Raw genomic sequence first — 22,550 nt, 5'->3', positions numbered from 1 at the left:
GCCCTAGCCTGCGCGCGTGACCGACGCCACCGGGGCTCCCGAGGAGATCGGCGACGACGCGACGGCCGAGGTGGCCGAGCGCGCCCGTGAGGAGCTGCGCACCACGTGGGCGACCCTGCTCGTCTACGCCGTGGGCGGGGCCATGATCTTCCTGCGGCCTCACTCGTGGCCGACGGCGGCCTGGTTCGGCGCAGCAGCGTTCCTGCTCGCGCTCAGTGCCGAGCTGTGGTGGCAGCACGGTACCGAGAGCGGCAGACGCCGGCGGGCCGACCGGTTGCTGGCCGAGTACGCCGTCCTGCGCTTCGTCGACCCCGGGATCGGCCGCCGCGCGCCGGCGGACGAGGTCGCGAAGGGCTTCGTCCGCGGGCGCTTCTTCAGCTGGTTGCTGATCCTGGGCATGGTCGCGTGGCCGCTGGCCCTCGGGCAGTGGGACCGGCCGGCGTGGGCGGTCCCGGGGGCCGTGCTGCTGGCGATCGCCGCGGCGATCCAGCTGGCCGCCCGCGAGCGCGAGGCCCGCGCCGGGCGGCGCTGGCTGGCCGACCCGCCCGGCCCGCCGCGCGACTGACGACGTCGCCTCAGGGCCGATCGGCGCGTGTCCGTCGTGGGCTACCGGGTAGGGCTCGACCCATGGCTTCCGAGACCTCCGCACCCGCCCGCTACGACGGCTTCGACCGGATGCCCATCGCCGGCACGTGGCGCGCCGGCCGGGCGGGGAAGACCGCGACCGACACCGACCCCTATACCGGCGAGACGCTGACCGAGATCCCGCTCGCGAACGCCGAGGACCTCGACGAGGCCTACGCCACGGCGAAGAAGGCGCAGCGGGACTGGGCGGCGCGGCTGCCGAGCGAGCGCGCCGAGGTGATGCGCCGCGCGGCCCGGATCATGGAGGCGCGCAAGGACGAGATCGTCGACTGGCACATCCGGGAGTCCGGCGCCGCCGCCCCGGCCGCCGAGTTCGAGTACGCGATCACCCTTCGGGACTTCCACGAGGCGTCCTCCTACCCGTACCGCGTGGAGGGCCGCATCCTGCCCGCCGACATCGAGGGCAAGGAGAGCCGCGTCTACCGCCGTCCCGTCGGTGTGGTCGCGGTGATCAGCCCGTGGAACGTGCCCATGCACCTGTCCAACCGCTCCGTCGCGCCCGCCCTGGCGCTGGGCAACGCCGTCGTCCTCAAGCCGGCCGGTGACACCCCGGTGACCGGCGGCCTGCTGCTGGCCAAGGTCTACGAGGAGGCGGGGCTGCCCGAGGGGCTGCTCTCGGTGGTGATCGGCGCGGGCCGCGACATCGGGGACGCGATCGTCAGCCACCCCACCCCCCGGGTCGTCTCCTTCACCGGCTCGACGCCGGTGGGCAAGGGCATCGCCGAGAAGGCCGGGCTGAAGAAGCTCTCCCTGGAGCTCGGCGGCAACGGGCCGCTCGTGGTGCTGGACGACGCCGATCTCGGTTACGCCGTGGACGCGGCGATCTTCGGCAAGTTCTTCCACCAGGGCCAGGTCTGCATGATCACCAACCGGATCGTCGTGGACTCCTCCGTGCACGACGAGTTCGTCGAGCGCTTCGTCGAGCGCGCCCGCGGGCTGAAGGCCGGTGACCCGCGGGAGTCGGACACGGTGATCGGGCCGATCATCAACAGCAGCCAGCTCGAGGGCATCCAGGAGAAGATCGCGGACGCGCGCTCGGACGGCGCGGAGCAGCTGCTCGGCGGCGACCCGACCGGCCCGATCGGCTCGGTGCTGCCGCCGCACGTGCTGCTCGGCGACAACTCGGTGGCCAGCGCCCGCCAGGAGATGTTCGGCCCGGTCGTGACGATCATCCGGGCACGCGACGAGGACGACGCCCTGGAGATCGCCAACGACACCGAGTACGGCCTCTCCAGCGCGGTGTTCACCGAGGACGCCCTCCGCGGGGTGCAGTTCGCGCTGCGCGTCGAGGCCGGCATGACGCACGTCAACGACTCACCGCTCAACGACGAGAACAACACCGCCTTCGGTGGCGAGAAGGACTCGGGGCTGGGCCGGTTCGGCGGCGAGTGGGCGATCGACGAGTTCACCACCGACCACTGGGTGAGCGTCCAGCACACCAAGCGGAAGTTCCCCTTCTGACCGGACGCCGAGTTCCCCAGTTCCTCGCCGAGCAGGTCGCTGACCGGATGGGGGCGGGGTGGCCGTGCTCGCTACGGGTTGGGGGGACCAACGGCGTGGAGCGCGGACATGACGCAGCGGTACGGAGTCAATTCGGGATGCTCCATGATCACCGGGTGCGTTACATCGACCTGAGCCACGTCGTCCGATCCGGGATGGTGACCTACCCCGGCCTGCCCGTTCCCGAGGTCGGGGTGCACCTGACCTTCGACGAGTCGCACGGCGTGTACGCGGCCGGCACGGAGTTCCAGATCGGCCGCATCGCGATGGTGGGCAACACCGGCACCTACCTGGACACCCCGGCCCACCGCTACCGCGACGGGCACGACCTGGCCGGCCTGCCGCTGGAGCGTTGCGCCGGACTGCCGGCGCTCGTCGTGCGCGCGACCGACCTCTCCCACGCGCTCGACGCCGGGGTGTTCGCCGACCTGGACGTGACCGGACGAGCCGTCCTGGTGCACACCGGCTGGGACGCGCACTGGGGCACCGAGCGCTACCTCGACGCCGACCACCCGCACCTCACCGAGGACGCCTGCCGTGTGCTCGTCGACGGCGGTGCCGCACTGGTGGGCATCGACTCGGTCAACATCGACGACACCGTCGGCACCGCCCGCCCCGCGCACAGCGTGCTGCTGGGTGCTGGTGTGCCGGTGGTCGAGCACCTGACCGGGCTGGCCGGGCTCCCCGACACCGGCGCGGTCTTCACCGCGGTGCCCGTCGCCGTGGAGGGGCTGGCAACCTTCCCCGTGCGGGCGTTCGCCACCGTCGGCTGAGCCCGCCGCCGCTCAGCGGGTGCGGCGGAGCAGCGCCATGAACATGGCGTCGGTGCCGTGGCGGTGCGGCCACAGCTGCCCGTAGTCCCCGCGCGCGATGCCTGGCACCTCCGGGAACAGCGGCGCCACCGGCAGCACCTCGACGTCCTCGCGAGCCGCCGCCACCTCGACCACGCCGACCGTCTCCTCGGTGTGCGGCGAGCAGGTCACGTAGGCGACCACTCCCCCGGGCCGCACCGACGCCAGCGCGGCGGCCAGCAGCTCGACCTGCAGCTCCACCAGCGGGGCGACGTCCTCGGGCGTCCGGCGCCAGCGCACCTCGGGACGACGGCGCAGCGCCCCCAGCCCGGTGCACGGTGCGTCGAGCAGCACCCGGTCGAAGGAACCCGGCTGCCACGGCGCCTCGCGGCCGTCGGCAGCGAGCACCTCGACGTCGGCCTCGTCCCGCAGCGCCGAACGGACCAGGTCGGCCCGGTGCGGGGCACGGTCGGCCGCGGTGAGCCGCACGCCCTCGGGCCGGACGGCCGCCAGCAGCCCGGCCTTGCCCCCGGGGCCCGCGCACATGTCCAGCCAGGCCGCGTCCGGTCCCTCGAGCGGGGCCCGGGAGAGCAGCAGCGCCGCCAGCTGGCTGCCCTCGTCCTGGACGGCGGCCCGGCCCGAGCGGACCGACGGCAGCCGCCCCGGGTCACCGCCGGCCAGCCGGACGGCGAAGGGCGACCACGGCCCGGGCTCCGCCTGCGCCTCGGCGGCCAGCTCGTCCCGCGGGATCCGCCGGGCGACGAGGTGCACCTCGGGGGCGGCGTCGTCGGCCAGCAGCGCCGGCTCGAGCTCTTCCTCGCCGCCCAGGGCGTCGCGCCAGGCGTCGACGATCCACCGCGGATGGTCGGTGGACAGGGCGAGCTGCTGCTCCCGGTCGCCGCCGAGCACGGTCAGCCAGGCCTCGCGGTCACCGCCGGCGGCCACCTTGCGGAGCACCGCGTTGACCAGCCCGGAGGCACCCGTGCCCACGATGGCCCGGGTCAGGTCGACGGTGGTGTCGACGGCGGCGTGCGAGGGCACCCGCAGGTCGACGAGCTGGTAGGCGCCCAGCCGCAGCAGGTCGAGCACCCGCGGATCGAGCTCGGCCAGGGGACGGCTCACCAGCCCGGCCAGGATCGCGTCGAGAGTCCCGGTCGCCCGCAGGGTCCCGTAGGCCAGCTGGGTGGCGAACGCGGCATCGCGGGTGTCCAGGCCACGCTCGCGCAGCAGCTGGGGCAGCAGCAGGTTGGCGTAGGCGTCGCGCGACGTCACGCCGTCGAGCACGTCGTAGGCGGTCAAGCGGGCACCGTCCAGCACGCGGCGCTTCGTCGCCGGGTGCGGGCGCTTGCCGCGCTGCGGGCCGCCCGCCGGGCGCTTCGGCGGCCGGGTCACTCGCCCAGCCTCTCGCCCGGGACCGGACGGGCGCCGCGCGCCCAGTCGGCAGCCGGGGTCATCCGCTTGCCGGCGGGCTGCACCTCGCCGAGGACGACGGCGCCGTTGCCGGTGCCGACGAGCACCTCGCGACCCTCCGTGCCCAGCTCGCCCGGCGCCAGCTGCGGGGCGTCCGCGACCGGGATGACGGGGCCCAGCCGCAGCCGGTCGCCACGCCACGTCGTCCAGGCGCCGGGGGCCGGCGTGACCCCGCGGATGCGCCGGTCCACCACGTGGGCGGGCAGCGACCAGTCGACCCGGGCATCCGCCGGCTCCACCTTCGGCGCCAGGCTGATGCCGTCGGCCGGCTGGGGCTGCGGTTCCAGCGCTCCGGCCGCGATGCCGTCGAGCGTGGCCACGAGCAGCCCGGCGCCGCTGACGGCCAGCCGCCCCAGCAGGTCGCCGGCGGTGTCCCGCGGCCCGATGGCCTCCGTGACGGTGCCGTAGACGGGGCCGGTGTCCAGGCCGGCCTCCAGGCGGAAGGTCGCCGCGCCGGTGATCTCGTCACCGGCCATGATCGCGTGCTGCACGGGCGCCGCCCCGCGCCAGGCGGGCAGCAGCGAGAAGTGCAGGTTCACCCAGCCGTGCACGGGCACGTCGAGGGCCGCCTGCGGGATCAGTGCCCCGTAGGCGACGACCGGTGCGCAGTCCACGGCGAGGTCGGCCAGCTGCGCCAGGAACTCCGGCTCCCGCGGCGTGCGCGGCTGCAGGACCGGGATCCCGGCGGCGTCGGCGCGCTCGGCGACCGGGGACCGGCTGGACGTGCGGCCGCGCCCTGCGCGGGCGTCGGGTCGGGTGAGGACGGCCACCACCTCGTGGTCGGAGGCCAGCAGCGCCTCGAGCGACGGGACGGCGGGGGCCGGGGTGCCGGCGAACAGGACCTTCAGTGCGGGCTCACTTTCACGACGGGCAGGTACGCGGGGACCCCGGCCCACTCTGCGGCCTCCAGCTCGGCGAGAGCGGCGGTGCGGGCGACCTCGTCCAGGCGGTCGACGAACAGCACGCCGTCGAGGTGGTCGGTCTCGTGCTGGATGGCGCGGGCCAGCAGCTCCGAGCCGTCGACGCGTACCGGATCGCCGTGCATGTTCCAGCCGGAGGCGACGACGTGCAGGTGACGTCGGCAGTCGTAGCGCAGGCCCGGGATGGACAGGCACCCCTCGGGGCCGTCCTGGATCTCCTCGCCGACGGCGGTGACGTCGGGGTTGACCAGGTGGCCCACCTCGCCGTCGACGAACCAGGTGAACACCCGCAGGCCGACGCCGAGCTGCGGAGCGGCCAGTCCGGCGCCACCGGCGGCGTGCATCGTCTCGGTGAGGTCGGCGACCAGTTGCCGCAGCTCGGCGTCGAAGTCGACCACCGGGGCCGCGGGGGTGCGGAGCACGGGATCGCCGTACAGCCGGATCGGGGTGACGCTCACCCGTCGATCCTAGGCGGGGCCGCAGGGGCGTCGTCCCCCAGCGCGGCGCGGACGGCCGCCGCCACGTGCAGCGCCGTCGTCGGGAAGGTCGGGACGTCGACGTCGCCGGGCCCGATCAGCAGCTCGATCTCGGTGCAGCCGAGGACCACGCCCTGCGCACCGCGGGCGACCAGCCGGTCGACCACCTCGCGGTAGGCCTGGCGGGACTCCTCGCGGACGACCCCGAGCACGAGTTCCTCGTAGATGACGCGGTGCACCAGGTCGCGGTCGGCTTGGTCGGGGACGACGACGTCGAGCCCGGCCGCGGTGAGCCGGTCGGCCAGGAACGGCTGCTCCATCGTGTAGCGGGTGCCCAGCAGGCCGATCCGCGTGAGCCCGGCGGCCGTGATCGCCTCGGCGGTGCTGTCGCCGATGTGCAGGAACGGCACCCCCAGGTCGGCGGTCACGGCGTCCGCGACGGTGTGCATGGTGTTGGTGCACAGCAGGATGACGTCGGCGCCTGCCGCCTGGAGGGACCGGGCGTCGGCCGCCAGCAGCTCGCCGGCCCGGGCCCAGTCCCCGGCCTCCTGCAGCCGCGCGATCTCCGCGAAGTCCACCGACAGCAGCACGCACCGGGCCGAGTGCAGCCCGCCCAGCTCCTCGCGCACCGATTCGTTGAGCAGCCGGTAGTACAGCGCGCTGCTCTCCCAGCTCATCCCGCCCAGCAGGCCGATCGTCCGCACGGCGGCATCCTGGCAGGCGGCGGCTGCTCAGACGAGGTCGAGCGGGTCCAGCTGCACGCGGACGTGCTCGGGCACCTTCTTCGCGCTGCGGACGCCCTGCACCTCGGCCAGCGCGTGCGCCAGCGCGGCCCCGGAGGCACGCGGCACCCGCACCAGGTAGCGCTCGCGCTCCCCCTCCTGGCCCGGGCGCGGCCGCTCGGGCACCGGTCCGAGCAGGTCGGCGTCCTCCGGCAGCCGCAGCGCCTCGAGGAACTCGGCCAGCGCCGCCGGCGAACCGGCGACCGAGGCCATCCGGGTGACCGGCGGGAAGCCGAGCTCCCGGCGGTCTGCCAGCTCCCGTGCGGCCAGCCAGGCCGGGTCCCAGCGCACCAGCGCCTGCACCACGGGGTGCCCGGCGTCGGCCGCGACGACGACGTGCCCGCCGGCGGCGGCCGGCCGGACCAGGGCGGCCGCGTTCATCCAGCGCCGCAGCGTCTCCTCGCCCGCGCGCAGGTCGGCCCGGCCCAGCAGCGCCCAGGAGTCGAGGAGCAGCGCGGCGCCGTAGCCCCCCTCGGCCACGGGCTCGGCCCCCGGGGTCGCCACCACGAGCGACGCCCCGCCCGGGACGGTCGCCAGGACCCCGGACGTGCTGCCCGAGGTGCGCACCGCAGCCCCCGGGAAGGCCCGGGCCAGCTCCTCGGCGGTCCGGGACTCCCCGATCACCGAGGCGCGCAGCTTCGTCCCGTGGCAGTGCGGGCAGTCGAAGGTGGCCGCCGGTCGCGCGCACCAGCGACAGGCGGGGATCCGCTGACCACCCGGACCCGGCCGCGGCGAGATGCCCAGCGGCCCGGCGCAGTGGGCGCAGCGGGCCGGCGCCCGGCAGCGCGCGCAGGCCAGCGAGGGCACGTAGCCCCGCCGCGGCACCTGGACCAGCACGGGGGCGTCCGCGGCCAGCGCCTTGCGGGCCGCCTCGTGGGCCAGCGACGGCAGTCGCGCCGACCGGGCCGCGGCGTCCCGGGCCAGCTCGAAGTCCTCCCCCAGCGCCTGCACCCGCGGGGCGGCCGACCGCAGCACCGCACGGTCGGCGACCAGTTCGTGCGCCCACCCCGACTCCACCAGCAGCGCACCCTCGGCGGTGCGGGTGGTCCCGGCGACCACGGCGGCGCAGTCGTCCAGCCATGCGCGCTGCACCAGCACGTCCCGCGCGTGCGGATAAGGCGCCCGTTCGTCGGCGTGCAGGTCATCGCCGTCGTCCCAGATCACCACCAGGCCCAGGTCGCGGACCGGCGCGAACATCGCCGCCCGCGTGCCCAGCACCACCTGCGCCGCGCCGCGCGAGGCGGCCAGGAAGGAGCGGTAGCGCTTCTCCGGCGAGTCGTCGGCGCGCAGCACCGTGTACGAGTGCGCCGGCAGCAGCGCGGCCGCTGCCGCCGCGAGCCGGTCCAGGTCCCGGCCGTCGGGGACGACGACCAGCGCACCACGGCGTCCCGACAGCGACGCCCGGCACAGCTCGACCAGCCGCGCCGGCCAGTCCTCGCCGGGCAGCGCCGTCCAGACCGCCCGGGCCGGGCGGCCGTCGGCCAGTGCGTCCAGCAGCGCGGGCCCGGCCTGGTACCGCGCGAACCCGGCGGGGTCGGGTGGCTCCGGCAGCTCGTCGGGTGTGGGTGTCTCGCGCTTCTCGGCGGCGGACCGGCGGGGCGGCAGCGCCAGCCGCAGCACGTCGCTGGCCGTCCCCGCGTACCGGTCGGCGACCGTGCGCACCAGCCGGGCCACCTGCGGGGTGAGCACCGGCTCGCCGGAGGGCACGTGCGACAGCGGCTGCAGCGATCCGGAGAACTCCGTGGTGTCGCCGAGCTCCCAGACGACGCCGTCGACCAGTCGGCCGTGGAACCGCACGCGCACCCGGCACCCGGCCCGCACGGTGTCGGCGAGCTTGTCCGGGACGGCGTAGTCGAACGGCCGGTCCAGGTGCGCCAGGGGCACGTCGACGACGACCCGGGCCACCAGCGGCATGCGCGGGTGACCCGGGTCGTCGGGTGGAGCGGGTGCGTCCAGCGCGGTTACTGGCCCGCGGTGGAGATGCCCACGGCTGACCGCAAGGCGTCGACCCGGTCGGTGCGCTCCCACGGAAGGTCGACGTCGGTGCGGCCGAAGTGGCCGTAGGCCGCCGTCGGGGCGTAGATCGGGCGGAGCAGGTCGAGGTCGCGCACGATCGCGCCGGGGCGCAGGTCGAACACGGTGGTGATCGCCTTCTCCAGCACGTCGTCGGCCACGGTGCCGGTGCCGAAGGTCTCGACGAACAGGCCGACCGGGTGCGCGGCGCCGATGGCGTAGGCCACCTGAACCTCGCAGCGCTTGGCCAGGCCGGCGGCGACGACGTTCTTGGCCACCCAGCGCATCGCGTAGGCCGCGGAGCGGTCGACCTTCGACGGGTCCTTGCCCGAGAAGGCGCCGCCGCCGTGCCGGGCCATGCCGCCGTAGGTGTCGACGATGATCTTGCGGCCGGTCAGCCCGGCGTCGCCCATGGGGCCGCCGATGACGAACTTGCCGGTCGGGTTCACCAGCAGCCGGTAGCCGTCGGTGGGCAGGCCGAGCGCGGCCAGCTCCGGCTCGACGACGAGCTCCTTGATGTCGGGGGCGAGCAGCTGCTCGATGGAGATGTCCTCGGCGTGCTGCGAGGACACCACCACGGTGTCGACGGCGACCGGCTTGTCGTCCTCGTAGACGACGGTGACCTGGGTCTTGCCGTCGGGGCGCAGGTAGGGCACCGAGCCGTCCTTGCGCACGGCCGAGAGCCGGCGGGACAGGCGGTGGGCCAGCGCGATGGGCAGCGGCATCAGCTCGGGGGTCTCGTCGGTGGCGTACCCGAACATGAGGCCCTGGTCGCCGGCGCCCTGGCGCTCGATCTCGTCATCGGCCGAGCCCGTGGTGCGGGCCTCGTAGCCGGTGTCGACGCCCTGCGCGATGTCGGGCGACTGCGCGCCGATGGAGACGCTGACACCGCAGGACGCGCCGTCGAAGCCCTTGCGGGAGGAGTCGTAGCCGATCCGCAGGATGGTCTCGCGGACGATCTCGGCGATGTCGACGTAGCCGGCGGTGGTGACCTCACCGGCGATGTGCACCTGGCCGGTCATGATCAGCGTCTCGACGGCGACCCGGCTCTTGGGGTCCTGGGCGAGCATGGCATCCAGGATCGAGTCGCTGATCTGGTCGGCGATCTTGTCCGGGTGCCCCTCGGTGACCGACTCGGACGTGAAGAGACGGCGTGGCATGTCGGTACTCCTGGGTCGCTGGACACGAGACGGCGAGCCGCTCGCAAGGCACGACTCGGGGGGCACGTTACCCGGACGAGACGCGCCGAACGTCGGCGCGGGGTGGCCTGGGGACGGCCAGGGTCAGGGAGTGGGCAGCCGGGACGCCACCACGGTCCAGATGCCGGCGGCCACGCCGTCCTTGGGGCCGCGCGGGATCTCGGTGCTCTCCCCGTCGGCGGCCAGCACCACGACCGCGTTGTCCGCCTGCCCGAAGACCAGGTCGCCGGAGACGTCGTTGACCACCAGGAGGTCGCAGCCCTTGCGGGCCAGCTTGGCGCGGGCGTGGGTGAGCACGTCGGCCTCGGCGTCGCCGGTCTCCGCCGCGAAGCCGACGACCAGCTGCCCCGGCGACCGCTTCCCCACCAGCTCGGCCAGGATGTCGGGGTTGCGGACCAGCGGCACGGAGTCCGGCTCGGCAGCGGAGTCCTTCTTCATCTTCGCCTCGGCGACGCTCGCCGGGCGGAAGTCGGCGACCGCGGCGCTCATGACCACGACGTCGGCGTCCGTGGCCTCGGCGTGCACCGCCGCCCGCAGCTCCTCGGCGGTGCCCACGGGCACGACACGCACCCCGAACGGCGCCGGCAGGTCGACGTTGGCGGCGACCAGCACGACCTCGGCACCCCGGGCCGCGGCCACGCGCGCCAGCGCCCAGCCCTGCTTGCCCGAGGAGCGGTTGCCCAGGTAGCGGACCGGGTCCAGGGGCTCGCGCGTCCCGCCGGCGCTGATGACCACCCGGCGGCCGGTCAGGTCGTGTGCCAGCGCGGGAGCTCCGGCCGCCAGCACCACGGTGGCCAGGGCGGCGATGTCGGCGGGTTCGGGCAGCCGGCCGGGCCCGGAGTCCGGCCCGGTGAGCCGGCCGACCGCGGGCGGCAGCACGACGGACCCGCGGCGGCGCAGGGTGGCGACGTTGTCCTGGGTGGCGGGGTGCAGCCACATCTCGGTGTGCATGGCCGGCACGAACACCACCGGGCAGTGCGCGGTGAGCAGCGTGGCGGTGAGCAGGTCGTCGGCCCGCCCGGCCGCGGCTCGGGCCAGCAGGTCCGCGGTGGCTGGGGCGATGACGACGAGGTCGGCCTCCTGGCCGATCCGCACGTGGGCCACCTCGTCGACGTCGGACCAAACATCGGTGGTGACCGGGTTCCCGGACAGGGCCTCGAAGGTCGCGGCACCGACGAAGTGCAGCGCCGACGGCGTGGGGACGACGCGGACGTCGTGCCCGGCCTCGGTGAGCGCGCGCAGCAGGAGTGCCGCCTTGTAGGCGGCCACGCCGCCGCTGACGCCCAGCACGATCCGACTCATGGGTTCATCCTGCCGCAGACATGACGATGCCCCCGGCCGGAGCCGGGGGCGTCGTCATCAGTTCTGGGGTGCCCGCCGGCCGGCGGGCGGCCGGGTCAGTTCTCGCCGGCGGTGTGGGTCAGCAGGCCCTCGTTGATCTCGCGGAGCGCGATCGACAGGGGCTTCTCCTGCGGAGCGGTGTCCACCAGCGGCCCGACGTACTCCAGCAGACCCTCGGAGAGCTGGCTGTAGTAGGCGTTGATCTGGCGCGCGCGCTTGGCGGCGAAGATGACCAGGCCGTACTTGCTGCTGGTGCGCTCGAGCAGCTCGTCGATCGGCGGGTTGGTGATGCCCTCGGGGGCAGGTGCGACTCCGGACACGGGCGGGCGTGCTCCTCATTCGATAGCGGGAGGAAGCGTCCGGCGGGGCCGCCGGCAGGTGCTCTTCCTCGTGGGCGCTACTCCCCCGGCACGAGTCCGGGCGAGGGCGCAGTCAGCAAGCCTACCAACTCGTCCGCGGCCCGGGCGACATCGTCGTTCACGACGACCACGTCGAACTCGCCGGCGGCGTCCAGCTCCGCCTGCGCGATGCGCAGCCGCGCCTCCTGGACCGCCGCCGGCTCCGACCCCCGGCCGGCCAGCCGGCTCTCCAGCTCGGCCCAGGACGGCGGTGCCAGGAAGACCAGCTGGGCCTCCGGGGCCCGGGCCCGCACCTGGCGGGCGCCCTGGAGCTCGATCTCCAGCAGCGCGGGCGCCCCGGCGGCCAGCCGCTCGCGCACCGGGGCCACGGGGGTGCCGTAGCGGTTCCCGGCGTACTCGGCCCACTCCAGCAGCCCGTCGGTGGCGATCAGCCGGTCGAACTCGGCGTCGTCCACGAAGTGGTAGTGGGTGCCGTGGACCTCGCCCGGGCGGGGGCGACGGGTGGTCGCGGACACCGACACCCACACGTCGGGGTGCCTCCGCCGGACCTCGGCGACCACGGTGCCCTTTCCGACCCCGGAGGGTCCGGAGAGCACGGTGAGCCGTGCCGGTGCGTTCGATCCCACTCGTCGTCCTCGTCCGGGTCGTGCGCGCGCGAGCCGAGACGGGTCAGCCGACCTGGTCGCCGCCGAACTCCGTCTCCAGCGCACGCCGCTGGTTGGCGCCCAGCCCCCGCACGCGGCGCGTGGGGGAGATCTCCAGGCGCTCCATGATCTTCGCAGCCCGGGCCTTGCCGACTCCGGGGAGGGACTCCAGGACCGCCGAGACGCGCATCTTGCCGATGACCTCGTCGGTCTCGCCCTGCTTGAGGACGTCGCTGACGGTCGCACCCTTGCTCTTGAGCCGTTCACGCAGCTCGGCGCGCGTCTTGCGGGCCGCGGCGGCCTTCTCGAGTGCGGCGGCGCGCTGCTCCGGGGACAGGTCGGGAAGGGGCATGGTGCAACCCAATCGTGTCGTCGCCGGCATCGTCGCCGGCGGTGCTGTTCGCGGATTCTGAGGAAGGACGTCGTGCGGTGCCGAGCCTCGCGACCCATACGCCGACCGGCAAATCCGCAGGTCACACGACCGTACGCGGAACGCCGCCGCCGAGCCGGACCGACGTTCACCCCCCGTCCACGGCGTCGCTCACCCACCGTCATCTCCGCAGGTCAACCAGGGTTACGGACGTTCCAGTTTCGAAGCATTCCGGAGGGCCGTCGGGGGGTCCGTCCACCGACACGCCCGGATGCCGACACGCCGAGGCTCAGGTCCGCGGAGCCGTCCGCCGGCCGAGCCACCAGCCGCCGACAGCGGTGAGCAGCAGCAGCCCGGCCACGACCAGCAGCGCGCTGCCCAGGCGCCAGGAGTGCCGGCGCCTGCCCTCTCACGCCGTCAGCCCCCCGGCCCACCGCTCGGCCGCCGCCCGCAGTGCGGCGGGATCCGGCCCGGCGGCGAGCACGTCGCGGGAGACGGTCGGGATCACGACGGTGCCCTCGGCGAAGAGCCGCCGCAGGTCCGCCGGGGACCCGCCCTGTGCCCCCAACCCCGGCGCGAGCACCGGACCGCCGAGGGCCGTGAGGTCGACGTCGAGCTCACGCAGCGTGGCCCCCACGACGATGCCGAAGGAGCCGGTCGGGGTCTCCGCGTTCCAGCCGCCCACGGTGTCCACGACGGACTGCGCGACGCTCCGGTCGCCCACCCGCGCGTGCTGCAGCGTGCCGGCGTCGGGGTTGGAGGTGCGGGCCAGCACGAACAGCCCGCCACCGTGCGCGCGGGCGGTGTCGACGGCCGGCTGCAACGAGTCCGGCCCGAGGTAGGGGCTGACCGTCATGGCGTCGACCTGCATCGGGTGGTCGGCGGAGAGGTAGTCGGCGTAGGCGGCCATGGTCGAGCCGATGTCGCCGCGCTTCGCGTCGAGCAGGACGAGCGCACCGGCGGCACGCATGTCGCGGACGGCGTCCTCCAGGACCGCGACGCCACGCGCACCGAAGCGTTCGTAGAACGCCATCTGCGGCTTGAGCACCGCGACCGACCCGGCGAGCGCCTCGACCACCGTGTCGGTGAACCGGCGCAGCCCGTCGGCGTCGTCGCCGGCCCCCCAGGCCAGGAGGAGCTCCCGATGCGGGTCGACGCCGACGCACAGCGGGCCGCGCTCGGCGACGGCCACCGCCAGCCGCTTGCCGAAGGGATCGGTCACGGGGCCTCCACGGCTCGGGGCAGGGTGCCGGCCAGCGCGGCGGTGCACCGCTGGGCGAGGAACGGGTCGGCGAAGGCGCCGGCGGCTGACTGCACCGCGTCGGCGCCGGCCGCGAACAGCGCCTCGAAGGACGCCGGATCGGTGACCCCGCCCATCGCGAGGACGTCGAAGGGCACCCCGCCCCCGTCGCGCAGCGCGACCAGCCGGCGGGTGAAGTCCAGGGCCGGTTCCCGGACCGCGATGCCGGACAGCCCGGCGAGCTCGCGCCCGGGGAAGGTCGGTGTGCCGTCGCTGCGGCGCACCCGGCTCTGCACGGTGTTGATCCCCGCGATGCCGTCGACGAGCGGAGCCAGCTCGGGGACGAGGGCGCGCAGCCGCGGCTCGTCGAGCCAGGACAGCTTGGCCACCAGCCCGGTGCGGTCGTCCAGCGCCCGGCGCACGGTGTCCACCACGGTGACGGTCGCGTCGGGGTCCAGGCACAGCGGCGGCTTGACCCCGGACGACGACCGGTCGAGCGTGTTCGGGCAGGAGAGGTTGAGCTCCACCACCGGCGCCCCGGCCTCCTGGGCCATGCGCGCCGTGCGGGCGAAGTCGGCGGCGAGGTCGGCGACCCGTCCGGTGCCGTCGGCGTCCTCCCCCATCACGCTCACCAGCAGCAGCTGCTCGTTCCCGACGGCGTGCAGGGCCCGCTCCAGATCGGCCATCCACTCCTCCGGCTCCGGGGAGGGGACGCCGAAGGAGTTGACGCTGCTGACCGCCGGGGTGCCCGGGGGCACCCAGTCCCACGGATCGGCGACGACGTCGGCGTCCGCCCCCGGGGGCAGGCTCGCGGTCTCCCGCGCGGCGAACACCCAGTTCGGCTGCTCGTTGGCGGGATGGGCCCGGCCGCGGACCGTCTTGTAGGTCAGCACGTTCCAGCCGTTGGCGACGTTGTGCCGCACCCAGGCCTCGCTGCCGTTGAGGACGCAGGCCGGCACGCCGATCGGAAAACCGATCCGGCGCCCCAGCAGCGACCAGCGCCGGCTCCCCGCCGTCGGCCGCTCGGTCAGCCGGGGACCCAGCGGGCGGGCGAGGTTGTCCCGGAAGCCGCCGAGCACGTCGTACATGGGGCTGAGCACGCCGTGCACCGCGAGCAGGTCGGCCTGCCCGGCGAGGTACAGCACCCGGGTCAGCAGCGGCAGGTCGCCGTCGTCGACCGCCCCGGACGCGAGCCGCCCGGCCAGTCCGTCGACCTCGGCCGCGAGCGCGTCCAGCTCCGCCCGGGGTGGCTGCCCGAACCGGGTGATCCCCGCGAGGAACGCCGCGGGCAACCCCTCGACCAGCCCGCGGCCCACCACGTCGTCGCGCAGGCGCCGGACGGCGTCCGGCGACGACGAGGTCACTGCCCGGTCCCCGAGAAGGTGCTGGGACCGCCGTGCGTGCCTCCGGCCAGCGCCGCGTGCACCTCCTGCAGGCTGCGCACCCCGATACCGCCCTGGCGCAGCGCCTCGATGCCCTGGACCGCGGCGGCCATCCCCTGCACGGTGGTGATGCACGGGATGCCGGCGCTCACCGCCGCGGTGCGGATCTCGTAGCCGTCCAGCCGGGGGCCGCTGTTGCCCGGCGCCCCGAACGGCGTGTTCACGACCATGTCGACGTCGCCGGCCAGGATCGCCTCCACGACGTTGCCCGGGCCCTCGCTGAACTTGCCGACGACCTCCGCGGCCACGCCGTTGCGCCGCAGCACCTGCGCGGTGCCGGCGGTGGCCAGGATGCGGAAGCCCAGGTCGGCGAGCCGCTTGACCGGGAAGATCGCGCCGCGCTTGTCCCGGTTGGCCAGCGAGACGAAGACCGTGCCGTCGGTCGGCAGCGAGCCGTAGGCGGCCGCCTGGGACTTCGCGAACGCGGTGCCGAACTCGGTGTCCAGGCCCATGACCTCGCCGGTGGACTTCATCTCCGGCGAGAGCAGGGTGTCGACGCCGTGACCCTCGACGGTCCGGAAGCGGTTGAAGGGCAGGACCGCCTCCTTGACCGCGATCGGCGCGCCCTCGGGGAGGTCGGTGCCGTCGCCGCTGGCCGGCAGGACACCCGAGGCACGCAGGTCGGCGACGGTCTCCCCCACCGCGATCCGGGCGGCGGCCTTCGCCAGCTGGACGGCGGTGGCCTTCGAGACGAAGGGCACCGTGCGGCTGGCCCGCGGGTTGGCCTCGATGACGTAGAGGATGTCGTCCTTGATCGCGTACTGGACGTTCATCAGCCCGCGGACGCCGATCCGCTCCGCCAGCTTCTCGGTGGCCGCCCGGATCTTCAGCAGGTCCGCCGTCCCCAGCGTGATGGGCGGCAGGGCGCACGCCGAGTCGCCGGAGTGGATGCCGGCCTCCTCGATGTGCTCCATGACGCCGCCCAGGTAGAGGTCGGTGCCGTCGTAGAGCGCGTCCACGTCGATCTCGACGGCGTCCTCCAGGAACCGGTCCACCAGCACCGGGTGGTCGACGCTGACGTCGGTCGCCTTCGCGATGTAGGCCTCGAGCGTGGCGTCGTCGTAGACGATCTCCATACCGCGGCCGCCGAGCACGTAGGAGGGCCGGACGAGCACCGGGTACCCGATGGCGGAGGCGATCGCGCGGGCCTCCGGGAAGGTGGTGGCCATCCCGTGCTTCGGTGCGAGCAGGCCGGTGTCGGCGAGGACGCGGCTGAACGCCCCGCGGTCCTCGGCGTCGTCGATGGCCTCGGGCGAGGTGCCCAGCACCGGGACGCCGGCGTCCTTGAGCCGCTGCGCCAGGCCCAGCGGGGTCTGCCCGCCGAGCGTGCAGATGACCCCCGCGACCGGACCGGCCGCGCGCTCGGCCTCCACGACCTCGAGGACGTCCTCGAAGGTCAGCGGCTCGAAGTAGAGCCGGTCGGCGGTGTCGTAGTCGGTGGAGACGGTCTCGGGGTTGCAGTTGACCATCACCGCCTCGTAGCCGGCGTCCTGCAGCGCCATGACCGCGTGCACGCAGGAGTAGTCGAACTCGATCCCCTGCCCGATGCGGTTGGGCCCGGAGCCCAGGATCAGCACCGCCGGCTTCTCCCGCGGCTCGACCTCGGTCTCCTCGTCGTAGGAGGAGTAGTGGTACGGCGTGCGGGCGGCGAACTCGCCGGCGCAGGTGTCGACGGTCTTGTAGACCGGCCGGATGCCCTGCCGCCAGCGCAACGCCCGGACGCCGTCCTCCCCGGCCAGCTCCGGCCGGAGTGCGGCGATCTGCCGGTCGGACAGGCCGTGCCGCTTGGCCCGGCGGAGCAGCTCGGCGGTGACCGCCGGGGCGTCGCGCACCTCGGTGGCGACCTCGCGCACGAGCGCGATCTGGTCGACGAACCACGGATCGAAGCCGCTGGCCTCGGCGACCTGCTCCACCGTGGCGCCGGCGGCCAGCGCCTGCTCGGCGACGTAGAGCCGGCCGTCGACCGGCGTCCGCAGCACCTCCAGCAGCTCCTCGGCCGAGCGGTCCTCCGCCGGGCCGGTCCAGAAGCCCGCGACCTTCGTCTCCGTGGAGCGCATCGCCTTGCCGAGCGCCTCGGTGAAGTTGCGGCCCATCGACATGACCTCGCCGACGCTCTTCATCGTCGTCGTGAGCCGGGGGTCCGCGCCGGGGAACTTCTCGAACGCGAAGCGGGGGATCTTCACGACGACGTAGTCCAGCGTCGGCTCGAACGCCGCGGGCGTGACCCCGGTGATGTCGTTGGTGATCTCGTCGAGGGTGTAGCCGATGGCGAGCTTGGCGGCGATCTTCGCGATCGGGAAGCCGGTGGCCTTCGACGCCAGGGCCGACGACCGCGAGACGCGCGGGTTCATCTCGATGACGACCAGCCGGCCGTCGGCGGGGTTGACCGCGAACTGGATGTTGCAGCCACCGGTGTCCACGCCGACCTCGCGCAGCACGGCGATGCCGACGTCGCGCATCTTCTGGTACTCGACGTCGGTCAGGGTCATCGCCGGCGCGACGGTCACCGAGTCGCCGGTGTGCACGCCCATCGCGTCGATGTTCTCGATCGAGCAGATGACCACCACGTTGTCGCTGCGGTCGCGCATCAGCTCGAGCTCGTACTCCTTCCAGCCCAGCACCGACTCCTCGATGAGGACGGTGTGCACCGGGGAGTCGGCCAGCCCGTGGGAGGCCATGCGGCGGAGCATCGCCTCGTCGGTGGCGAAGCCGGAGCCGAGTCCCCCCATGGTGAAGCTGGGCCGGATGACGACCGGGTAGCCGACCTCCTCGGCGGTGGCGATCGCCTCCTCGACGGTCGAGCAGACCGTCGAGCGGGGGGCGTCGGCGCCGATCGACCGGACGATGTCCTTGAACAGCTGCCGGTCCTCGCCGCGGTTGATCGCGTCGACGTCGGCGCCGATGAGCTGGACGCCGTACTTCTCCAGGACGCCGTTCTCGTACAGGCCGATCGCGATGTTCAGCGCGGTCTGCCCGCCGAGGGTGGCCAGCAGCGCGTCCGGGCGCTCCTTGGCGATGACCTTCTCGACGAACTCCGGCGTCAGCGGCTCGATGTAGGTGGCGTCGGCGACCTCGGGGTCGGTCATGATCGTCGCCGGGTTGCTGTTCACCAGGCTGACCCGCAGGCCCTCGGCGCGCAGCACGCGGCAGGCCTGGGTGCCGGAGTAGTCGAACTCGGCGGCCTGGCCGATGAGGATCGGCCCGGAGCCGATGACCAGGACGTGCTTCAGATCGGTGCGCTTGGGCATCAGGCGTTCTCCCCGGTGGTGTGCTCGACGACGGGGGCCGGTCCGCCGGCGTGGGCCGCGCCGTCGCGGGCGGCCTCCATGAGGTCGACGAAGCGCTGGAACAGCGGCGCGGCGTCGTGCGGCCCGGCCGCCGACTCGGGGTGGAACTGGACGCTGAAGGCCGGCGTCTCGAGCAGCCGCAGGCCCTCGACGACGTCGTCGTTCAGGCCGACGTGGCTGACCTCGACCGGCCCGTAGGGGGTGTCGGTGGGCCGGTCGAGCGGGGCGTCGACGGCGAAGCCGTGGTTGTGGCTGGTCACGCGCACCGTGCCGCTGACCCGGTCGAGCACCGGCTGGTTGAGGCCGCGGTGACCGAAGCGCAGCTTGTAGGTGCCCAGGCCCAGCGCGCGGCCGAGGATCTGGTTGCCGAAGCAGATGCCGAACAGCGGCCGGCGGGCGTCCAGGACCCCCCGGACCGCCGCGACGGCGTAGTCGGCCGCGGCCGGGTCGCCGGGGCCGTTGGAGAGGAACACCCCGTCCGGTCCGGCCGCGAGCAGCTCCTCGGCGGTGGCCGTGGAGGGGAGCACGTGCGTCTCCACCCCCAGCGCGGCCAGGTGCCGCGGGGTGGCGGTCTTGATGCCGAGGTCGAGCGCGGCGATGGTGAACCGCTTCTCCCCCACAGCCGGGACGACGTAGGCCTCGCCGGTGCTCACGGTGGGTGCGAGGTCGGCGCCGGTCATGCCTGCTGCGTCCGTGACCCGCCCGAGGAGCTCGTCGACGGAGAGCTCGGTGCTGATGCCGGCGCGCATCGCGCCCCTGTCGCGCAGGTGCCGGGTCAGCGCTCGGGTGTCGATGCCGCTGATGCCGACGATCCCCTGGGCGGCCAGCTCGTCGTCGAGACCGCCGGTCGCGCGCCAGTTCGACGTGCGGCGGGCGGGGTCGCGGACGACGAAGCCGGCCGGCCACATGCGGCGGCTCTCGTCGTCCTCGTCGTTCACGCCGGTGTTGCCGATGTGGGGGGCCGTCATGGCGACGATCTGACCGGCGTAGCTGGGGTCGGTCAGCGTCTCCTGGTAGCCGGTCATGCCGGTGGCGAACACCGCCTCGCCGACCGTGGTGCCGATCGCGCCGTAGGCCTCGCCCCGGAACGTCCTGCCGTCCTCGAGCACGAGGATCGCGTCACTCACTTCTGTGCCTTTCCGTCGAGCACGGTCGGGAGTCCCCGCAGGAACGTCGCGACCACCCGGCCGGGGAGCTCCCGGCCGGCATAGGGGCTGTTGCGGCTGCGGCTGGCCAGCGCGGCGGGGTCGACCGTCGCGCGGGCCGCCGGGTCCACCAGGACCAGGTTCGCGGGCTCGCCGACGGCCAGCGGGCGGCCCTGCGACCGGATGCCCAGCCCGTCCAGCCGGCCGATGGCTGCCGGGCGCACCGACATGCGGTCGGCGACACCGGCCCAGTCCAGGCGGCCCGGCTCGACCATCGTCTCGATGACCACCGAGAGCGCCTGCTCCAGCCCGAGCATGCCGGGCCGGGCCTGCGCCCACTCGCTCTCCTTGTCCTCCACCGCGTGCGGCGCGTGGTCGGTGCCGACGGCGTCGATCGTGCCGTCGGCCAGGCCCGCCCGGAGCGCCTCGACGTCGGCATCGGTCCGCAGCGGCGGGTTGACCTTGAACACCGGGTCGTAGGACTCCGCGCAGGCGTCGGTCAGGAGAAGGTGGTGCGGGGTCACCTCGGCGGTCACCTGGACGCCGCGGGACTTCGCCCAGCGCAGGATCTCCACCGAGCCCGCCGTCGAGACGTGGCAGACGTGCAGCCGGGCGCCGACGTGCTCGGCGAGCAGCACGTCGCGGGCGATGATCGCCTCCTCCGCGGCGGCCGGCCAGCCGGTCAGGCCCAGCCGGGCGGAGCGGTCGCCCTCGTGCATCTGCGCGCCGACGGTGAGCCGCGGCTCCTCGGCGTGCTGGGCGACGACGCCGTCGAAGGCCTTCACGTACTCCAGCGCGCGGCGCATGAGCGCGGGATCGGCGACGCAGTGCCCGTCGTCGGAGAAGACCCGCACCCGGGCGGCGGAGTCGGCCATCGCGCCGAGCTCGGCCAGCCGCGTGCCCGCGAGGCCCACGGTCACCGCGCCCACGGGGACGACGTCGACCAGGCCGGCCTCCTGGCCCAGCCGCCAGACCTGCTCGACGACGCCGGCGGTGTCGGCGACCGGGTCGGTGTTGGCCATCGCGTGCACCGCGGTGAAGCCACCCAGCGCGGCGGCACGGCTGCCGGTCTCGACGGTCTCGGCGTCCTCGCGGCCGGGCTCGCGCAGGTGGGTGTGCAGGTCGACCAGGCCGGGCAGCGCGATGAGCCCCGCCGCCCGAACCACCTCGGCGCCGGTCGCGTCGAGCGAGTCGCCGAGAGCGGCGATCCGGCCGTCAGCGATCAGGATGTCCGTGGCGTCGCCGCCGTAGGGCTTGGCGCCCTTGATCAGGTAGTCCGTCATGCGGGCGAGCCTCCGAGCAGCAGGTAGAGCACGGCCATACGGGTCGAGACGCCGTTGGCGACCTGCTCGACGATCGTGGAGCGGGTGGAGTCGGCGACCTCGGCGGCGATCTCCATCCCGCGGTTCATCGGGCCGGGGTGCATGACGACGGCGTCGTCGGGCAGCGCCGCCATCCGGCGGGCGTCCAGGCCGTAGCGTCGGCTGTACTCGCGGGCGCTGGGGAAGAACGAGGCGTTCATCCGCTCCGCCTGCACCCGCAGCATCATCACCACGTCGGACTTCGGGAGCACGGCGTCGAGGTCGTAGGAGATCTCGGCCGGCCAGCTCCCCACGCCCACCGGCAGCAGGGTCGGCGGCGCGATCAGGGTGACCTCGGCGCCCAGGGTGTGCAGCAGGCCGACGTTGGAGCGGGCGACCCGGCTGTGCAGCACGTCGCCGACGATCGCCACCCGCACGCCCTCGAGCCGGCCCAGCCGCTGCCGGATCGTGTAGGCGTCCAGCAGCGCCTGCGTCGGGTGCTCGTGGGTGCCGTCGCCGGCATTCACCACGCTGCCGCGGACCCAGTTCGCCAGCCGGTGCGGCGCCCCCGACGCGGAGTGCCGGACGACGACGGCGTCGGCGCCCATGGCCTCCAGGGTCAGCGCGGTGTCCTTGAGGCTCTCGCCCTTGGAGACGCTGCTGCCCTTGGCGGAGAAGTTGATGACGTCGGCGGAGAGGCGCTTGGCGGCCAGCTCGAAGGAGATCCGGGTGCGGGTGGAGTCCTCGTAGAAGAGGTTCACCACCGTCCGGCCACGCAGCGTCGGGAGCTTCTTGACCTCGCGGCCGGCCAGCGCCTGGTCGATCTGCGCCGCGGTGTCCAGCACCAGCGTCGCGTCGTCCCGGTCGAGGTCCGCGGCCTCCAGCAGATGCCGCTTCACGAGGCCTCCTCGGTGACGCGGACCTCGTCCACGCCGTCGGTCTCGATCAGCCGCACGGACACCTTCTGGGTGCGCGAGGTGGGCAGGTTCTTGCCCACCAGGTCGGCGCGGATCGGCAGCTCGCGGTGCCCGCGGTCGACCAGGACCGCGAGCTGCACGGCCCGGGGCCGGCCCAGGTCGCGCAGCGCGTCGAGCGCGGCGCGCACCGAGCGCCCGGAGTAGAGGACGTCGTCGACGAGGACGACCAGCCGGTCGTCGATCCCGCCGGCCGGCAGCTCCGTGGGCTCCAGCGCCCGGACGCCGTGGCGCCGCAGGTCGTCCCGGTAGAGCGTGATGTCCACCGTGCCGACGTCGACGGCGACGCCGGAGAACGCCTCGATCCGGGCGGCCAGGCGGCGGGCGAGCGGAGCACCCCGGGTGGGGATGCCGACCAGGACCAGGGCGGAGAGCCCGGCCGTGCCGTCGCCGGCGTCGAGGCCGGCTGCGCGCTCGATGAGCTGGTGGGCCATCCGGTCGACCATGCGGGCGACGTCGGCGGCCGAGAGGAGAGGTCCTGCCGACGGGTCGCCGCTGGAGGGCGCCGCGTTCCGGGCAGGCTGGGCAGAGCTGGCCATCAGGCCTCCTTCCCCGCCTCACTGGACGGGTCGTTAAAGGAGTGGGTGGACCTGACCCGACGGTACTGCACGCCCCGATCCGTACCGACTCCGGTGCGGAACCGCAGGTGGG

20 protein-coding genes are annotated in these 22,550 nt (G+C 74.3%); 3 read left to right on the top strand and 17 right to left on the bottom strand.

From position 1 onward, the window contains the following. Positions 1-16 precede the first annotated feature (16 nt). From ACI793_RS07025 to ACI793_RS07015, 3 genes are all read left to right on the top strand, one after another. Complete coding sequence (locus ACI793_RS07025) at positions 17-565, top strand: hypothetical protein (RefSeq protein WP_456605655.1); 549 nt, start codon at positions 17-19, stop codon at positions 563-565. A 62-nt stretch (positions 566-627) separates the two neighbouring features. Beyond that, positions 628-2,106, top strand: coding sequence for an aldehyde dehydrogenase family protein (locus tag ACI793_RS07020; protein ID WP_456605654.1), 1,479 nt, complete (start codon positions 628-630; stop codon positions 2,104-2,106). Between the two features lie 155 nt (positions 2,107-2,261). Beyond that, the gene (locus tag ACI793_RS07015) at positions 2,262-2,918 is read left to right on the top strand and encodes a cyclase family protein (protein WP_456605653.1); all 657 of its coding nucleotides are present in this window, start codon (positions 2,262-2,264) and stop codon (positions 2,916-2,918) included. Between the two features lie 12 nt (positions 2,919-2,930). Here ACI793_RS07015 and ACI793_RS07010 read toward each other — a convergent pair whose 3' ends face one another. From ACI793_RS07010 to pyrR, 17 genes are all read right to left on the bottom strand, one after another. Then, positions 2,931-4,328, bottom strand: coding sequence for an RsmB/NOP family class I SAM-dependent RNA methyltransferase (locus ACI793_RS07010; RefSeq protein WP_456605652.1), 1,398 nt, complete (start codon positions 4,326-4,328; stop codon positions 2,931-2,933). After that, positions 4,325-5,302: a methionyl-tRNA formyltransferase gene (gene fmt, locus ACI793_RS07005; protein WP_456605651.1), complete on the bottom strand. Its 978-nt coding sequence runs from the start codon at positions 5,300-5,302 to the stop codon at positions 4,325-4,327. The genes ACI793_RS07010 and fmt overlap by 4 nt, the downstream gene beginning before the upstream one ends. After that, a complete protein-coding gene (gene def / locus ACI793_RS07000) occupies positions 5,251-5,784 on the bottom strand; it encodes a peptide deformylase (RefSeq protein WP_456605650.1) in 534 nt (177 codons plus the stop codon). Before def ends, fmt begins: the two co-directional genes overlap by 52 nt. Beyond that, positions 5,781-6,506: an aspartate/glutamate racemase family protein gene (locus tag ACI793_RS06995; RefSeq protein WP_456605649.1), complete on the bottom strand. Its 726-nt coding sequence runs from the start codon at positions 6,504-6,506 to the stop codon at positions 5,781-5,783. The genes def and ACI793_RS06995 overlap by 4 nt, the downstream gene beginning before the upstream one ends. Before the next feature lie 27 nt (positions 6,507-6,533). Continuing rightward, positions 6,534-8,498: a primosomal protein N' gene (locus ACI793_RS06990; RefSeq protein ID WP_456605648.1), complete on the bottom strand. Its 1,965-nt coding sequence runs from the start codon at positions 8,496-8,498 to the stop codon at positions 6,534-6,536. Positions 8,499-8,545: 47 nt separating this feature from the next. Then, positions 8,546-9,757, bottom strand: coding sequence for a methionine adenosyltransferase (gene metK, locus ACI793_RS06985; RefSeq protein WP_456605647.1), 1,212 nt, complete (start codon positions 9,755-9,757; stop codon positions 8,546-8,548). A 123-nt stretch (positions 9,758-9,880) separates the two neighbouring features. Beyond that, on the bottom strand, positions 9,881-11,098 hold the full coding sequence (gene coaBC, locus ACI793_RS06980) for a bifunctional phosphopantothenoylcysteine decarboxylase/phosphopantothenate--cysteine ligase CoaBC (protein ID WP_456605646.1): 1,218 nt from the start codon (positions 11,096-11,098) through the stop codon (positions 9,881-9,883). A gap of 95 nt (positions 11,099-11,193) precedes the next feature. Further along, positions 11,194-11,457 (bottom strand): DNA-directed RNA polymerase subunit omega, encoded by a 264-nt coding sequence (rpoZ, locus tag ACI793_RS06975; RefSeq protein WP_012949163.1) that lies wholly within the window; start codon positions 11,455-11,457, stop codon positions 11,194-11,196. A gap of 77 nt (positions 11,458-11,534) precedes the next feature. After that, the gene (gene gmk / locus ACI793_RS06970; protein ID WP_456605645.1) at positions 11,535-12,122 is read right to left on the bottom strand and encodes a guanylate kinase; all 588 of its coding nucleotides are present in this window, start codon (positions 12,120-12,122) and stop codon (positions 11,535-11,537) included. A 43-nt stretch (positions 12,123-12,165) separates the two neighbouring features. Beyond that, positions 12,166-12,492, bottom strand: a complete 327-nt coding sequence (mihF, locus tag ACI793_RS06965) for an integration host factor, actinobacterial type (RefSeq protein ID WP_456605644.1) — start codon at positions 12,490-12,492, stop codon at positions 12,166-12,168. Positions 12,493-12,919: 427 nt separating this feature from the next. Then, positions 12,920-13,732, bottom strand: coding sequence for an orotidine-5'-phosphate decarboxylase (gene pyrF / locus ACI793_RS06960; RefSeq protein WP_456605643.1), 813 nt, complete (start codon positions 13,730-13,732; stop codon positions 12,920-12,922). Then, positions 13,729-15,114, bottom strand: coding sequence for a dihydroorotate oxidase (locus ACI793_RS06955; protein ID WP_456605642.1), 1,386 nt, complete (start codon positions 15,112-15,114; stop codon positions 13,729-13,731). Before ACI793_RS06955 ends, pyrF begins: the two co-directional genes overlap by 4 nt. Further along, positions 15,111-18,440, bottom strand: a complete 3,330-nt coding sequence (carB, locus tag ACI793_RS06950; protein WP_456605641.1) for a carbamoyl-phosphate synthase large subunit — start codon at positions 18,438-18,440, stop codon at positions 15,111-15,113. Before carB ends, ACI793_RS06955 begins: the two co-directional genes overlap by 4 nt. Further along, a complete protein-coding gene (gene carA / locus ACI793_RS06945; protein WP_456605640.1) occupies positions 18,440-19,606 on the bottom strand; it encodes a glutamine-hydrolyzing carbamoyl-phosphate synthase small subunit in 1,167 nt (388 codons plus the stop codon). Before carA ends, carB begins: the two co-directional genes overlap by 1 nt. Beyond that, on the bottom strand, positions 19,603-20,907 hold the full coding sequence (locus ACI793_RS06940) for a dihydroorotase (RefSeq protein WP_456605639.1): 1,305 nt from the start codon (positions 20,905-20,907) through the stop codon (positions 19,603-19,605). Before ACI793_RS06940 ends, carA begins: the two co-directional genes overlap by 4 nt. Then, positions 20,904-21,824: an aspartate carbamoyltransferase catalytic subunit gene (locus tag ACI793_RS06935; RefSeq protein WP_456605638.1), complete on the bottom strand. Its 921-nt coding sequence runs from the start codon at positions 21,822-21,824 to the stop codon at positions 20,904-20,906. Before ACI793_RS06935 ends, ACI793_RS06940 begins: the two co-directional genes overlap by 4 nt. After that, positions 21,821-22,438 (bottom strand): bifunctional pyr operon transcriptional regulator/uracil phosphoribosyltransferase PyrR, encoded by a 618-nt coding sequence (pyrR, locus tag ACI793_RS06930; protein WP_456605637.1) that lies wholly within the window; start codon positions 22,436-22,438, stop codon positions 21,821-21,823. Before pyrR ends, ACI793_RS06935 begins: the two co-directional genes overlap by 4 nt. Positions 22,439-22,550: the final 112 nt, after the last annotated feature.

It is taken from the genome of Blastococcus sp. SYSU DS0617, assembly GCF_054051075.1.
Note: the sequence above shows the minus strand (reverse complement) of the source record. Positions and strands in the feature narration are given on the sequence as shown.

What these genes read in the sequence shown, in the direction of transcription:
- ACI793_RS07020 (WP_456605654.1), top strand. Translation starts at nt 628, where the DNA reads ATGGCTTCCGAGACCTCCGCACCCGCCCGCTACGACGGCTTCGACCGG.
- ACI793_RS06990 (WP_456605648.1), bottom strand. Translation starts at nt 8,498, where the DNA reads ATGCCGCTGGTGGCCCGGGTCGTCGTCGACGTGCCCCTGGCGCACCTG.
- metK (WP_456605647.1), bottom strand. Translation starts at nt 9,757, where the DNA reads ATGCCACGCCGTCTCTTCACGTCCGAGTCGGTCACCGAGGGGCACCCG.
- coaBC (WP_456605646.1), bottom strand. Translation starts at nt 11,098, where the DNA reads ATGAGTCGGATCGTGCTGGGCGTCAGCGGCGGCGTGGCCGCCTACAAG.
- mihF (WP_456605644.1), bottom strand. Translation starts at nt 12,492, where the DNA reads ATGCCCCTTCCCGACCTGTCCCCGGAGCAGCGCGCCGCCGCACTCGAG.
- carB (WP_456605641.1), bottom strand. Translation starts at nt 18,440, where the DNA reads ATGCCCAAGCGCACCGATCTGAAGCACGTCCTGGTCATCGGCTCCGGG.
- ACI793_RS06940 (WP_456605639.1), bottom strand. Translation starts at nt 20,907, where the DNA reads ATGACGGACTACCTGATCAAGGGCGCCAAGCCCTACGGCGGCGACGCC.
- pyrR (WP_456605637.1), bottom strand. Translation starts at nt 22,438, where the DNA reads ATGGCCAGCTCTGCCCAGCCTGCCCGGAACGCGGCGCCCTCCAGCGGC.